Origin of the sequence: Streptomyces sp. N35 (genome assembly GCF_016464295.1) — a bacterium.
GTDB lineage: Bacteria > Actinomycetota > Actinomycetes > Streptomycetales > Streptomycetaceae > Streptomyces.
The window spans coordinates 37,283-51,597 of record NZ_JAEIMH010000047.1; the positions used below are offsets into that span (position 1 = coordinate 37,283).

General features: G+C 69.8%; 9 protein-coding genes. 4 read left to right on the forward strand and 5 right to left on the reverse strand.

Going from position 1 to position 14,315, the window contains the following annotated elements; genetic code table 11:
- Positions 1 to 35 precede the first annotated feature (35 nt).
- The 5 genes from JAO81_RS24620 to JAO81_RS24640 form a co-directional block, all read right to left on the reverse strand.
- Positions 36 to 1,151, reverse strand: a complete 1,116-nt coding sequence (locus JAO81_RS24620; protein ID WP_199550097.1) for a hypothetical protein — start codon at positions 1,149 to 1,151, stop codon at positions 36 to 38.
- Positions 1,152 to 1,187: 36 nt separating this feature from the next.
- Positions 1,188 to 1,958 carry a hypothetical protein gene (locus JAO81_RS24625; RefSeq protein ID WP_199550098.1) on the reverse strand — a complete coding sequence of 257 codons (771 nt, stop codon included), beginning with the start codon at positions 1,956 to 1,958 and terminating at the stop codon, positions 1,188 to 1,190.
- A gap of 128 nt (positions 1,959 to 2,086) precedes the next feature.
- A complete protein-coding gene (locus tag JAO81_RS24630) occupies positions 2,087 to 4,519 on the reverse strand; it encodes a polysaccharide lyase 8 family protein (RefSeq protein ID WP_199550099.1) in 2,433 nt (810 codons plus the stop codon).
- 175 nt (positions 4,520 to 4,694) lie between these two features.
- Entirely contained in the window at positions 4,695 to 7,142 is a 2,448-nt protein-coding gene (locus tag JAO81_RS24635) for a polysaccharide lyase 8 family protein (protein ID WP_199550100.1), read from the reverse strand.
- A gap of 175 nt (positions 7,143 to 7,317) precedes the next feature.
- A complete protein-coding gene (locus tag JAO81_RS24640; protein ID WP_199550101.1) occupies positions 7,318 to 8,301 on the reverse strand; it encodes a glycoside hydrolase family 26 protein in 984 nt (327 codons plus the stop codon).
- A gap of 417 nt (positions 8,302 to 8,718) precedes the next feature.
- Here JAO81_RS24640 and JAO81_RS24645 point away from each other — a divergent pair, with 417 nt between their 5' ends.
- From JAO81_RS24645 to JAO81_RS24660, 4 genes are all read left to right on the forward strand, one after another.
- A complete protein-coding gene (locus JAO81_RS24645) occupies positions 8,719 to 10,302 on the forward strand; it encodes a glycosyltransferase (RefSeq protein ID WP_233415858.1) in 1,584 nt (527 codons plus the stop codon).
- Positions 10,303 to 10,408: 106 nt separating this feature from the next.
- Positions 10,409 to 12,349, forward strand: a complete 1,941-nt coding sequence (locus tag JAO81_RS24650) for an acyltransferase family protein (RefSeq protein WP_199550102.1) — start codon at positions 10,409 to 10,411, stop codon at positions 12,347 to 12,349.
- 27 nt (positions 12,350 to 12,376) lie between these two features.
- A complete protein-coding gene (locus tag JAO81_RS24655) occupies positions 12,377 to 13,336 on the forward strand; it encodes a family 16 glycosylhydrolase (protein ID WP_199550103.1) in 960 nt (319 codons plus the stop codon).
- A gap of 54 nt (positions 13,337 to 13,390) precedes the next feature.
- Positions 13,391 to 14,233 (forward strand): hypothetical protein, encoded by an 843-nt coding sequence (locus JAO81_RS24660; RefSeq protein WP_199550104.1) that lies wholly within the window; start codon positions 13,391 to 13,393, stop codon positions 14,231 to 14,233.
- The last annotated feature ends 82 nt before the right edge of the window (positions 14,234 to 14,315 follow it).

Sequence of the window (14,315 nt, forward strand, 5' to 3'; positions counted from 1 at the left end):
CCGCCGGTCCTCGGACCGGCGGGCCGCGCCATGTGTCAGTCCTGCTCGGCCAACTCCCATACGGACACGGCCGATCCGTCCTCGGAGACGGTGTACCAGGTGCCCTCGCCCGCCGGCCGGACCGGTCCGGAGACCGGCTGCGGATAGCTGATCCGGGCCCGAACGGCCATGTCGTCCGTGCCGACCAGCCAGTGGCGTGCCGGACCATGTCCGGCATCGCTTGCCGTGGTGCCCGCGACCACGGTGTCCTCATCGGTGAACGAGGCCTCGAAATCCCAGTACACCCGGCCCCCGGTGCCGAGCTCCGGCACGGCGTCGGCCGCGTCCAGGTCGCGCAGGATCGCGCCGTCGTCGGCCGCGTGCACATACAGAGCGTCCTGCTGGACGTCCGTGGCCAGGAGGTGGCGGCCCGAAGGGCTCACGTCGAGGAGCACGGTCTCGTCGTCGATCTTCCGCACGGACAGGGCACCGCCTTCGAAGCGCCCCCACAGCGCGGGGGACCCCTCCTCGCCCTCGCCGATGCTCAGACCCATCTGCGCCGGGTCGGGGTGCACGGTGTGGAACGAACCCGAGGCCATGGTGCCCGTGCTCACGCGGCCGAGGACCCGGCCGTCGGCGGCGTCGAGGACCAGCCACAGTTCGTCCTCGTCCGCATCCTCCCCGTCGCTCGCGAGCGGGCCGCGCACATGGGCCCAGACGAGTTTGCCGTCGGCGCAGAAGGCGGCCGAGCCGCTGTCGGGGTACGCGTGCTCGCCGTCCTCGCCGGTGTCGTCGGCGTACTCGGCGAACTCCTCGTGCAGCTGAGGGCATTCACCGCCCCAGCACGCGTGCCGCACCTCCCAGAGCGTGGCCCCCGTCGCGTCCACGGCCCGCAGCGCGTGCAGGCCGGCGAACACGGCGATGCCGGCGCCGGGGGAGACGGCCGTCGTGCCGAAGGGGCGCGGCCACGGGGCGGGGAAGCGCACCACGTCGCCCGACGCGGGGTCGAGCAGGGCGAGTTGGGTGTCGGAACGCTGCACGACCAGCCTGCCCCCGGCCGTGTGCAGGACGACGGGAGCGTCGGCGGAGCCGGGCTCCAGCGGAGCCGCGAGTGCGGCGACGAGCCGGGCCGCGCGCTGAGCGGCAGCTCCGTGTATGGGATCGGTGGACATGGACGGCATGCTTCCACACGGGCCGTCCGGGTGTGCTCAGGAGCGCACCGCCGGCCCTTCCACCGCGGCGGCCTCCCCCTTCAGCAGCCGCAGGAACGCCTTCAGGCCGACGATCAGCTCCTCGTTGTCGGACAGCCGGTTCACCTTCTCCTCGAACTCCCGGGCCAGCTCCGCGGAGCGGCGGTCCGCCTCGTCCGCGCGGTGGTGGACCGAGTGCCCCAGGGCGTCGACGGTGCCGCGCAGCTGGGCGAGGGCGCGGTACTGCTCCTCGGTCTTCTCCTCGAGCAGCTTCATTCCGCTTACGGCGCGGTCCACCCGTATCCGCAACTCCGCCACGTCGTCGCGCGGGAAGGTCACATCGCGCAGCAACCGGCCCAGCCGGCCGCGCAGTTGGGCGAAGTAGGCGCCCGCGGGCCGGAACGCGGTGCTCAGGAGGAAGAAGCCCGCGGCCCAGTAGCCGACGGCCCGGCCGGCGAACAGGCCCGCGGTGAGCACCACGGCGGCCGTCACGACATGGCCCGCCACGGCCACCCGGAGCATCATGCGGGCGATCCGGCGGGCCTCGGTGTCCCGCTCCTTCGGGACCGCGAGGCCCTTCTCGCGGCTGATCGCGATCTCGGCGAGGACGGAGTGCGCCCGGAAGTAGAGGTTCCAGGGCGCGGTGAGGAGCAGAAGCAGCCAGAGCAGCCCGAGGACGGCGGCCCCGACACCGAGCACGAGCCCGGGCGGTGCCCCCACCGCGTAGGCGATGACGAGCGCGAGCACTGCCGCTCCCGCGATGGCGAATGCCCCCAACACCTTGCCCATGGCGCCCCCTTCGAGCCCGGCCGGTCCTGGGAGCATGGTCGCGCGCACGGCCGCGCACGGCATGAGTACGCCTACTCATGCCGTGACTGTCGCCCAGGCTCCTGCCGGGAAGGGGCCCGGCGACGAGGTCACCCCAGCTTCACCGTGATCTTCTGCGTGGCGCCCGCCGTCCCGCTCAAGTTGCCGAATACCAGCTTCAGTTGGGCCCCTGTGGTCGCCGAGGTCACGGTCGCCGGCTTGGCGGTCACGGACGCGACGGCCCGGTTCCAGGTCAGTGTCAGGGCGGTCTGCATCCGCATCGGATCGCTGACACAGATGACCGCCGTACCGTCGGACTTCTCCGTGATCATCACGCTGCACGGTGCGCTCGCGGTCAGCGCCCCCACGGTCCCGCCGAACCAGAAGTTCACCCCGGTGAACCCGAGCGCCGGCACCCGTACGCCTTGCTGGTCGTCCGTGTTGGCGAGGGTCTGCAGCCAGGCGGTGTCGGCCGCCCGGGCCGAGGTCTGGGCCGTGGTCGCGCCCGGCATCACCAGATACGCGTACGAGGCGTCGGTCGGGTTGTAGCCGTGGTCGGCGTACAGGGTGAGGTACTTGCGGTTGAGGGCGGTCGTCGAGCCGCCCCTGTTGATGTCGCTCCACTTGCCGCTGCGGGAGTCACGCAGCGCCTTGAGCGTCGCACCGCCGGGGAACACATAGCCGCCGTGCCCGCCGATGTGTGCCCACTTCGCGCCGGTCAGCGTCTCGGACCAGGGGTACGTGGCCGGCTTGAGCGTGCCGTCGACGGTGAAGCCGTGGTTACCGGTCGGGCCGAGATTACGGTTCTCCACCGTCGTCTCGACGACCGCGCCGTCCGTGCACTGGATGTTCGCGCCGAGGCAGACGATGGCGTCGTCCAGGCAGAACCACGACTTCTTCGCCATCAGCGTGGACTGCAGACCCCTGAGGTACTGGCCGACGGAGGCCCGCTGCCCGTCCGTCGCCCCGCCCACCCAGTTGACGTCCGGCATCGACGCACCCCAGTCGCCGCCCGCCGCGTCGGCGAGCACCTTGCGCGAGGCCGTGATGCCCGGCAGGCGGTACGGGTCGACGGTCGGCCAGAACGCGTCGCTGTACTGCCCGTTGGCGTAGTCGGAGCCCCACCAGTACAGCATTCCGGAGCCCGTGTGCCAGCCGCGCAGATTCTCCCCGTTGCCGGTCTCGTAGTACGTGATCCGCTTGTCCGCCATGCTGAGCGACGCGGCCCAGCCGGGTCTGCGGTGCGTCGCGCGGGCCATGTTCGGGAAGAGCCGGTGGCCGGCGGGCTCGGCGAGCGGGGTCACGGTGGAGTCGTTCACGACCGCGTGCAGCCGCGACAGGCTCACCACGTTCATCGACGGGTTCTGCAGCGGGGGACTGTAGTAGTCGCGCTGGATCCAGCCCTTCACCAGACCACGCCAGCGCGCCTTCTCCGTGGCGCTCGCACCCTCCGCGAGCAGCACGATCGAGGCGAGGATCGAGTGGCCGCGCAGATGGTCGTTCTGCATCACCGCCTTGGGGTCGGTGGCGGAGATACCACGGCTGATAGCGCGCCCGGACACGTTGTCCATGATCAGGCCGTTGTAGAGGAACGGCGCCCACGCGTTCTCCACGGCGTCGAACACGATCTGCCGCTTCGGATCCGTGACGGCCCAGGTCGATCCGGCGAGCAGCGCGAAGAGCATGCCGAGCCCGCCGAGCAGCACGGAGCCGTAACTGCCGGTGTACGGGACGGTGGTGTGCTGGATGAACGAGCCGTCGGCGTACAGCCCGTCGCCGCCCGTGACGTACGGGAAGACGGGCGAGAGCGCGTCCCGGCCGAGCGCGATCTTCGCCGAGTTCGCGCCGACGACGCCGCGCAGGATGAGGACACGGCACAGGTCGACGCGGTTCGCGCCCGTGGACGTACCCGTGTAGTTGGCGACCGCCGAGTCCGGGACGAACTTGTCCACGGCCCGGCAGTAGTTGGCTGTCTGCGTCGCGGAGAGGTGCTCGTACATCAGGACGCAGGTGTCGAGCAGCGCCTGCGGGGCGCCTATCTGCCAGCTGTACCAGTTGCCGAAGCGGGTCTGGTTCTCGTTGTAGACCCGCGCGTAGAGGTGGTCGAGCCCGGTGAGGATCGCCGTCTTGAGCGCCGCGTCCCCCGTCAGGCCCGTGCCCTGCTGGCAGTACGCCTGGGCCATGGTGTGCAGCCGTATGTAGCTCTCGGCCATACGCCCTGAGTAGCCGAACGACTCCTGGTCGGTGTCCGGCTCGGGGTCCGCGAAGTCCAGGTCGGGCCAGAGCGAGCCGGTGGCCGGGGCCATGCTCGCGCGGTGGGCGCTCGCGCTCGTACCCAGTTCGGCGAGCTTGGACTTGAAGGGCTCGGCGGTCGGGCTGAAGCCCGAACCGAGCAGCAGCGTCCGCCACTTGGCGCGCAGGGTGTCGTGCTCCGTGGCGCCGTGGGCGACCCCGGCGAACAGCGGGGTGCCCAGTGCGAACGCGCCGAGCGATGCGGCGCCGGTGGCGGCGAGGAGGGTACGGCGGGACCAGGATCGCGTCATTGCGGTCTCCGGAGGGGGAGGAGGAGGGGAAGGCGAGGGGAAGGCGAGGAGGAGGGGAGGGTGAGGGGAAGGCGAGGAGGAGGGGCCGGGTGGTACAGAGCGCGGTGGCGTCGGCGTACTTCGATGTACACCGACGCCACCACGCGTCACAAGGGTTCGTGTCCGGCCTCGCTGCTCAGACGGTGCGCACCTGCACCTTGTGCGTGGCGCCGTAACTGCCGCTCAGATCACCGAAGGTGAGCTTCAGCTCGCGGCCCGTCTCCACCGAGGTCACGGTGCCCGGCTTGCTCGTCACCGACCTCACCGGCCGCTTCCAGGTGAGCGTGAGACTGGTGACCGTACGGGTGGGATCGGAGACGCAGATCGTCGCGGTGCCGTCGCGCTTCTCACGGATCTGCACGCACACGGGCGCGCTCGCCGTGACCTTGCCGACGGTCCCGGCCTCCCAGAAGTTCACCCCGGTGAAGCCGAGCGACGGGACCCGGACCCCTTGCTGCTGCGGGGAGTTCGCGGTGATCTCCAGCCAGTCGCGGTCGAGCGCGCGGGCGGCGGTGCGGGCCACGCTCGCGCCCGGCAGCATGACGTATGCGTACGCGGCGTCGGCAGGGTCGGTGCCGTGGTCCTGCCACAGCGTGAGGTAGCGCCGGGTGAACTCCTTGGGCGAGCTGCCTCGGTTGATGTCCTTCCAGGCACCGGTGCGCTCCTCGCGCAGCGCGTTGAGGGTCGTGCCGCCCGGGAAGACATAGCCGGCGTGCCCGGCGACATGGGCCCACTTCGTGCCCGAACGCCGGGTGCTCCAGCCCTGCGTGGTGGGCTGCGGGCGGCCGTCGAGCAGCAGCCGGGGCGCGCCCGAAGCACCGAGGTTGCGGTTGTCGACCACCGTCTCCACGCCCGCGCCGTCGGCGGAGGTGATGCCGGCGCCGAGGCAGACGACCGCGTCGTCCAGCCAGAACCAGGCCTTCTTCGCGGTCATCGTCGAGAAGATCCCGCGCAGCCGCTGGCCCGTCGTGCCGAACTCGCCGTCCGTCACCCCGCCGACCCAGGCGAAGTCCGGTTTCGGGCCCGCCCAGTCGCCGCCCTGGCCGTCGGTCAGCGGCTTCTTGGAGACGGTGATGCCGGGCAGTCGGTACGGGTCGACGGTGGGCCAGTAGTGGTCCGCGTACTGCTCGAGGCCGTGGTCCGAGCCCCACCACTGCAGCCAGCCGGAACCGGTGTGCCACATCCTGAGGCCCTCGCCGTTGCCGGTCTCGTAGTGCGAGATCCGGGTCGAGGCCATGCTGAGCGAGGCCGCCCAGTCGCGGCGGCGGTGCGTGAGCCGGTCCATGTTCGGGAACACCCGGTGCTCGACCGGCTCGGGGGCCGGCTTGATGGAGTCGTCCGCCTCCAGCTCGTACAACTGCGAGGTGCGAAGCAGACTGAGCTTGGGGTTCTCCAGGGCCGTGCCGTAGTAGTCGCGGCGCATCCAGCCCTTGACCATCGCGTTCCAGCGGGCCTGCTGCTCGGGGCTCGCGCCCTTGCCGAGCAGCACGATCGAACCCATCACGCCGTGCGAGCGGTTGTGGTCGTCCTGCGGCAGCTGGAAGGGGTCGCTCGCGACCAGACCGCGGGTGACGCCACGGCTGGACACGTTGTCCATCATCAGGCCGTTGTAGACGAACGGTGCGATCGCCCGCTCGACCGTGTCCAGGAACTGCTGCGCACCCGGGTCGGCCACCTGCCAGGCCGAGTCGCGCAGCAGTGCGAAGAGCCGGCCGAGCCCGTCGTTCAGCACGGCGCCGTAGCCGCCGATGTAAGGGATCGAGGTGTGCTGGATGAACGAGCCGTCGGCGTAGTAGCCGTCGCCCGTGGTGACGAACGGGAAGACGGGGGAGAGGGAGTCACGGCCGAGCGTGATCTTCTGTTCGCTGCCGCCGACGACACCGCGCAGGATCATCGCGCGGCACAGGTCCACGCGGTTGGCGCCGGTGGACGTGCCCGTGTACTTGTCCATCACGGAGTCGGGCACGAAGTGGTCCACGGCCCGGCAGTACTTGGCTATCTGCTCGGCCGTGAAGTGCTCGAAGAGCAGCACCGCGATGTCCATCAGGGACTGCGGGGCGCCGATCTGCCAGTTGTACCAGTTGCCGTAGCGGGCCTGGTTCTCGTTGTAGACCTGCGTGTACAGATGCTCGACGCCGGCGATCACCGCGTCCTTGAGCCCGGCGTCACCGGTCAGCCCCGAGCCGGGCTGCGCGTACGCCTCGGCCATCGTGAAGAGCTTGCCGAAGCTCGACTGGATCTGGCCGGAGAAGCCGTACGACTCCTGGTCGGTGTCCGGCTCGGGGTCCTTGTAGACCATGCCCGGCCACAGCGAGCCGTCCGCCGGGGCCATGGTGTCCCAGTTGGCCTTGGCGTTCGTGCCGAGCGTGGCGAGCTTCGACTTGAAGGGCTCCGCGGTCGGGCTGAAGCCCTCACCGAGGATCAGCGTCCGCCACTTGGCGCGCAGCGCGGCGAAGTCGTCGGCGGTGGCCTCGCCGGTGAGCGCCTGTGCGCTGCCGGCGGTGGACGTACCGGTGAGACCGAGGGCTAGCGCAGTGCCGCCGCTGGTTGCTAGAAAACCGCGGCGGGACCAGGACGTCTTCATGGAGAACTCCGGAGGGACGTACGACTGGGGGCAGGAGCAAGCGGTTTCTAGCACGCATTCGTTCAAACGCTCAATAGATCGAGCAGAGTTGAACGTTTCGATCGTTCAATCCCACGAAGCCTCTGTTCAGTTAGGGAGGAAATGCGCCCCCGATGCCCCCCGATGCGTCCCTGCGTCAGTGCACGTCGCTCGGATTGAAACCGAACGCGTCGTCCGCGGCATTCGTACGGAAAGTCTTCTCCGCCTGAGGGCCGCTGTCGATGCGCCAGTTGCTCTCCTTGTTGATGTTGAACCAGATGAAGCCGAGCACATCGTCGCGCGAGGCGACGCCCTGGAACAGGCTGTTGATGTCGGAGGCCTTGCGGCTGCCCGGCTCGGACCCCGTCTCGGGGATGAGGAAGGGCTTCTGCGTGAAGGTCCGGATCTCGTCCATCGTCGAGCCGTACAGCGACTTGAAGGTGCTGGGCCCGTTCTTGACGTAGTAGCCCACGACGCCGACCCAGTCGACGTAGTCGTCGCCCGGCCAGTACGGCTTCAGCTTCACGTCCGGCACCGGGAGCGTGATGTTCGCGCTCCAGGTCCAGATGACGTTGCTCGCGCCCTCGTCCTTGAAGAGGTCGTGCACGTGCTTCCACGCCGCCACGAAGTCCTTGGCGGAGGCCTTGCCCGAGCCCCACGGGTACCAGTTGCCGTTCATCTCGTGCCCGAAGGTCATCGCGATCGGGACGTCGAGCTTGCGTACGTTCTTCGCGTAGTCGCGGATGTACGCGTCGCTCTTGCCCGCCGCGATGGAGGAGAGTGAGGCGTCGAAGGGCTCCCAGTTCATGAAGGGAAGCGCACCCTTGGCCCAGATGTCCTTGGCCTCGGCGGAATTGAAGGGAGTGTTCCAGGCGACGAAGTACCCGACGAGGTTGGGGTTCTTCCCGGCCGCCTTCGAGAACTCGTCCACCGGCTTGAGTGAACCGGGAATACCGTCTGCGGCCATTCCCAGATACTTCTTGTCGGGGTGCAGAAGCGGCTTTATGTTGTACGCGTCCGAGCTCGCCGTATCGGCGTTCATCGAGCCGGCGGCGTTCGAAGCGCCGGCACCGCAGCCGGCGACACCCAGGAGGAGCGCCCCCAGGGTCAGGGGGATGGCGACGGTACGCAGAGGCTTCATGGGGCCGGACTTTCTGGGTCGGTTCGCGGAACACGGGCGACACTCCAGGCTAGGCAGCCCGCGGTGCGCGCGGTATCGGCCGGAGGGCGGGGCGTGCTCTGAGGTCCTGTCGTCCTTACGGCCGGGAATGCCGGGACCAAGGTCCGTAAATTCTCCGTGAGAGCCGCGTCGGAGCGGGATAAATTCGCAAGGCCAGAATGAGTGCGCCCGCATTTCCGGGTCCCGAACCGGGGGATCTCCGGCCTTTTCCGGCCCGTCGCATTCCCCATAATCGACTGGGCCTCTCTGTGCCCGCAGCACATTTCGGCATCCCGCCGCAACCGGCAACCGGCAACCGGCAACCGGCAACCGGCAACCGGAAACCGGCAAACCGGCCACCGGCTCACCGGCATTCCACCTGACACCGAAGGAAAGACCATGGGCACCAGCGGAACCCTGTCTCCGCCCGGCGGCATCGTCGCGCCGCCGACGGACCAGGAGGTGTACGCCTATCTCGGGCCTCAGCGGCGCTGGGTCCTGCTGTGCATGTCCGCCTCCTACGTCTTCGGCGCCGTGACGCTGTTCCTCTTCGCGCTGCGGGCCCCGGTGCTCTACGGCTTCATGGGCATCCTCGCCCTCAACTCCGTGGCCTGGCTCCTCGCGAGCATGGACGGCCAGAGCAGGCGGCGGGTGACCCGCGAGGGCCATGAAGCCGTGCTGCGCGGCTGGGCGCCGGCGGACCCGCCGAGCGTCGACATCTTCCTGCCCTCGTGCGGCGAACCCCTCGACGTGCTGCGCAACACCTTCCACCACGTCTCCCGGCTCGACTGGACCGGACCGCTGCGCGTATGGGTCCTCGACGACTCCGGCTCGCACCAAGTCCGCACCCTCGCCGGGGAGTTCGGCTTCGAGTACCGCAGCCGCCCCAACCGCGGGTACCTGAAGAAGGCCGGCAACCTCAACTACGGCCTGGAGCACTGCGACGGCGAGTTCGTCACGATCTTCGACGCCGACTTCTGCCCGCGGCCCGACTTCCTGCACCACCTCATGCCGTACTTCGACGACCCGGGCGTCGGCATCGTGCAGAGCCCGCACGTCTTCGACACCGGACGTGAACTGTCCTGGATCGAGCGGGCGTCGGGCGCCTGGCAGGAGATCTTCTTCCGCTGGCTGATGCCCTCGCGCGACGCCGAGTCGGCCTCCATCTGCTGCGGTTCGAACGCCGTGTACCGCCGCTCCGCGCTCCGGATCACCGACGGGTTCGCGAAGATGGAGCACAGCGAGGACATGTACACCTCGATCGCCATGGCGCAGCACGGCTTCGCCACCCGCTACATCCCTGTACAGATCGCCAAGGGTCTTTCTCCGGACACCCTCTCGGCCGCCGTCAACCAGCAGTACCGCTGGTGCATGGGCAATCTGCAGCTCATGGTGAAGCGCGACTTCTACCGGATGAAGATGTCCTGGCGCGCCCGCGCCGCCTACTTCAGCGGCTTCGCCAACTACATCGCCGGCGCCATCAACGTGTACGTGATGCCGCTGCCGATGATGATCATGTACTGGTTCGCGCCGGGGGACATCCGGGCCTGGCACGTCCTTCCGCTGCTCGTGCCCGCCTGGGTCTTCCTCGTCCTGCTGCCGTCGGTGGCCACCACCCGCTGGCGCTTCGACGCGCTGCGCGGCACCACCCTGTTCAGCGTCGCCCACGGTGTGGCGTTCCTGCATCTGCTCAAGCGACGGCACAGCGAATGGGTGCCGACCGGTGCGGCGAAGAAGCGCAACCCGCTCGCGCACACCATCAGCAAGGTCGCGGTCGTCTGGTTCTCCCTGGTCAACCTGGGCCTCATCGCGGGCGCCGCCTACGCATCCGTGAACGGCGGTCTGGCGCACGTCTGGGGATCGATGGTCTTCGTCCTCTCGTACGTGGCCATCACCGGCCCCGTCATCCGTGAGGCGCTGCTCACCCTGCGCCCGTCCCCGGCCCTCGCCCGCAATCCCCTCCTCGCCAAGGAAGCAGCATGAACCACTCGCAGAGCTGGCCCAGCGGGCTCGCCATCACCTCGGTCCTCGTCCTCATCGCGTTCCTGGCCACCGGCTGGGCCGACCCCATGATCACCTGGCTCACCAAATGAAGTTCAGAACAGACATCGAGGGACTGCGGGCCGTCGCCGTCCTCGCCGTCGTCGGATTCCACGCCGGTATCCCGTACTTCACCGGCGGCTACACCGGAGTGGACGTCTTCTTCGTCATCTCCGGATTCCTGATCACCGGGCTGCTCGTCAAGGAGATCCGGGAGACCGGTCGCGTCCGCATCGCGGAGTTCTACGCACGCCGTGCCCGGCGCATCCTGCCCTCCGCCGCGCTGGTGCTCGTCGCGACCCTGCTCGCGAGCTGGTTCATCCTGACCCCGCTGCGCCGTCCCGACGTGGCCTGGGACGCCATCACCTCGGCGTTCTCGATGGCCAACTGGCGGTTCATCGCGCACAACACCGACTACATGGCGGCCGGGCAGAGCCAGAGCCCGCTGCTCCACTTCTGGTCGCTCGCGGTCGAGGAGCAGTTCTATCTGCTGCTCGCCCCGCTCCTGTGGCTGCTCGCCCGCAGGTTCCGCCGCGGCATCGCCCCGGTGCTGCTCGTGGTGACCGTGGCCTCCTTCGCGCTCAGCCTGTACTGGACGCAGCTCAACCAGAGCCTCGCCTACATGGCCTCGCCCACCAGGGCCTGGCAGTTCGGGCTCGGCGGGCTGCTCGCCCTGGTCGCGTGGGCACCGCGCCGCAGGCTCACCGCGCACACGCTCGGTGTGCTCGGCGCCGGAGCCGTCGTCGCCTCCGTCGTGCTGTTCACCTCCACGACCCCGTTCCCCGGCTGGGCCGCCGTGCTGCCGACCCTCGGCGCGATCGCGCTGATCGCGGCCGGACCGCAGGGCGTGATCGGCCGGGCGCTGTCCCTGCGGCCGATGCGCAAGCTCGGTCAGCTCTCGTTCGCCTGGTACCTGTGGCACTGGCCCGTGATCGTCCTCGTCGACGCCGCGGCCGGCGAGCAGCCCTGGCCGGTCAAGACCGCGCTGGGCGTGGCCAGTCTGCTGCCCGCGTGGCTCACCATGCGGTACGTGGAGCGACCGCTGCGGTACGCGAAGGCGCTGCGGCAGGGCGCACGGCCCAGCCTCAACCTGGGACTCGCGGCCACGGTCCTCCCGCTCGTCGCGGCCCTCGCGGTCGGCAGCGGTTCGCTGCGCGAGCTGACGGGCGGTCTGACCAATCTGCAGCTGATCGGCGCGACCAGCGGCTCCCACCTGATCACCGACCCGGTGACCGGCGGCCTCGTGCCCAGCCCGCTCGACGCCTCCACCGACTACCCCCGGTCGGGCAAGTGCGAAGTGGCTCCGGACGGGACGACCAGCCCCGAGTGCCTGTTCGCGCACACCGGGTCGAAGGACCGTGTCGTCCTGTTCGGCGACTCGCACGCCGACCAGTGGTTCCCGGTCGCCCAGGACATCGCGCAGCAGCACGGCTGGGCGCTCGAAGACCTCACCAAGATGGGCTGCCCGGCCGCCAAGATGACCGTGCACAGCCCGCAGCTCGGCCGTGAGTACACCGAGTGCGACACCTGGCGCGCGAACACCCTGAAGCGGATCGCCGAGGGCCCCAAGCCCAAGATGATCATCGTCGGCGAGCTCAACCAGTACGGGAAGTCCGCCGAGGACCTCGCCAAGGCATGGCAGCCGACGCTCAAGGCCCTCACGGCCACCGGCGCACCCGTGGTCTACCTCCGGGACACCCCGATGCCGGGCAAGGACATCCCGGACTGCGTGTCCGGAGCGGACGACCCCTCGGAGTGCGACTTCCCCGCCAAGCCGGCCCTGCGCCGGGACCTGATCGCCGAGCACCCGCCGGCGGGCGTGCACGTCGTGGACGTCGTCGACACGGTCTGCCCGGACGGCGAGACCTGCCCGGCGGTCAAGGACGGCGTCCTCCTGTACCGCGACGACTCGCATCTGACCAACACCGCGGCGAAGGCGCTCGGCCCGCGGATCGAGGCACAGATCCAGCGGCTCGGGCTCTTCGGGTAGTCCGCCGTGACCTCCCCGTACACGCGCTTGCGCACGCGCCTGCGCACGCGCCCCCGCACCCGCCCGCGCACGCGGATCGGCACCGTCATCGGGCGGTGCCGTCCGCCGGCGGTGCTCACCGTGGTGATGCTGCTCTGCGCGGTGGCGGCGTGCGCGGGCAGCACGGAGCGGGCCACCACCGGGCAGCAGGCCGGCCATTCCACGTGGCACGAGGTGTTCCGCGACGACTTCACCGGCCCGGCGGGCAGTCCGCTCTCCGCCGCCGACTGGCGTCATGACGAGGGCTACTGCTACCCGGGCTGCCCGGCCGCGAACTGGGGGACCGGTGAGATCGGCCGGCACACCGACTCCACCGCGAACTCCTCCCTGGACGGCGCGGGGCACCTGGCCATCACCCCCCTGCGCGCACCCGACGGAACCTGGACATCGGCCCGTATCGAGACCCAGCGCTCCGACTTCGCCGTACCGCCCGGCGGCACGCTCCGTATCGAGGCCTCCATCAAGCTCCCCGAGGTCGACACCGTCACGGGCAAGGGCTACTGGCCCGCCTTCTGGGCCATGGGCGAGCCGATCCGCGGCAACGGCTACCAGGGCTGGCCGCAGTGGGGCGAAGTCGATGTGATGGAGCAGATCAACGGCCGCCCCGAGGTGTACTCCGCTCTGCACTCGGGAGTACCCGGCCGGAACCAGAGCCACCAGTCACCGCCGTTCTCCTGCCCCACCTGCAGCAGCGGCTTTCATGTGTACGCGGCCGAGATCGACGCCCACGAGGTGCGGTACTACGTCGACGGCGTGCTCCATCACCGCGTCACCGAGGACGAGTTGGGCGCGCAGGCCTGGCGGGACGCGACTCAGCACGGGATGTTCCTGATCCTCAACGTCGCCATGGGCGGCAACTGGCCCGCCCAGCTCGGCGGCGGCCCCGACACCGGCACGGTCCCCGGCCGGCCGATGCTGGTGGACCACGTGTCGGTGTCGACGCGTTGAACCTGCGTCCGGCCCGGCGCATGAACTCCCGGTCCCGGTGGATAGATTCGCCTCATGTCTTCGATACCCGGACCCGGCGGAGCGCCGCAGCCGAACCCCTATCAGCAGCCGTCCACCCAGCCTCCGCAGGCTCCGGTCCAGCAGAATCCGTACGCCCAGCAGGCCCCGCCGCCGTTCCCGCAGCAGACGCCGCAGGGCGGCCCGCCCGCAGGACCGCCCGGCTTCGGGCCGCAGTATCCGGTGCCCACGCCGGCGCCGCGCAAGTCGATCCCCGGCTGGGCCTGGGGGATCGGCGGCGTCGTGCTCGCCTCGGCCGCCTGGGCCGGAACGCTGTTCGCCACGGGCACGCTGTGGGCGAGCGGTGACTTCGGCGGGCACGCGTACGAGAAGGACCTGTGCTCGGTCGCCCAGCTGTCCTCCTTCGAGGGCCGCTACGAGAAGGGGACCGAGAAGAACGACGAGACCAAGTACTCCTCGAAGCGGCCGACGGTCGACCAGAGCTACTGCAGCTTCGATCTGAAGGACAAGCAGTCCACGGACGAGTACTCGAGCACGTACATCACCTACAACGCCACCTGGCACAAGGCCACGGACCCGTCGGCCGAGTACGCGGACCTCGCCAAGTCGAACGAGGACTACGACTACGAGGGCTCCAAGACCGTCGTGACGCGGCTCGACGGCATGGGTGACGAGGCGTGGCTGACGACGGAGACCGGCGACACCGACAAGGAGCTCAACCGGATGGAGGTGAACGTCCGCGAGGGCTGGTTCACCTTCCGGATGAGCTGGAGCGACTACAGCGCCTCGTCGTCCGGGGACAGCAAGGTCCCGTCCGCCGAGGACGTGGAGAAGTGGCTGGTCGCCGATGCGAAGGCGACGCTCGAGAAGCTGCGCTGAACTCCCGCAGAGGGCGCGGGAGGCGGCAACCCCCCCCCCCCCCCGGGTTCCGCCCCGGCGGGCTGCCGCTCCCCCCCGCCCC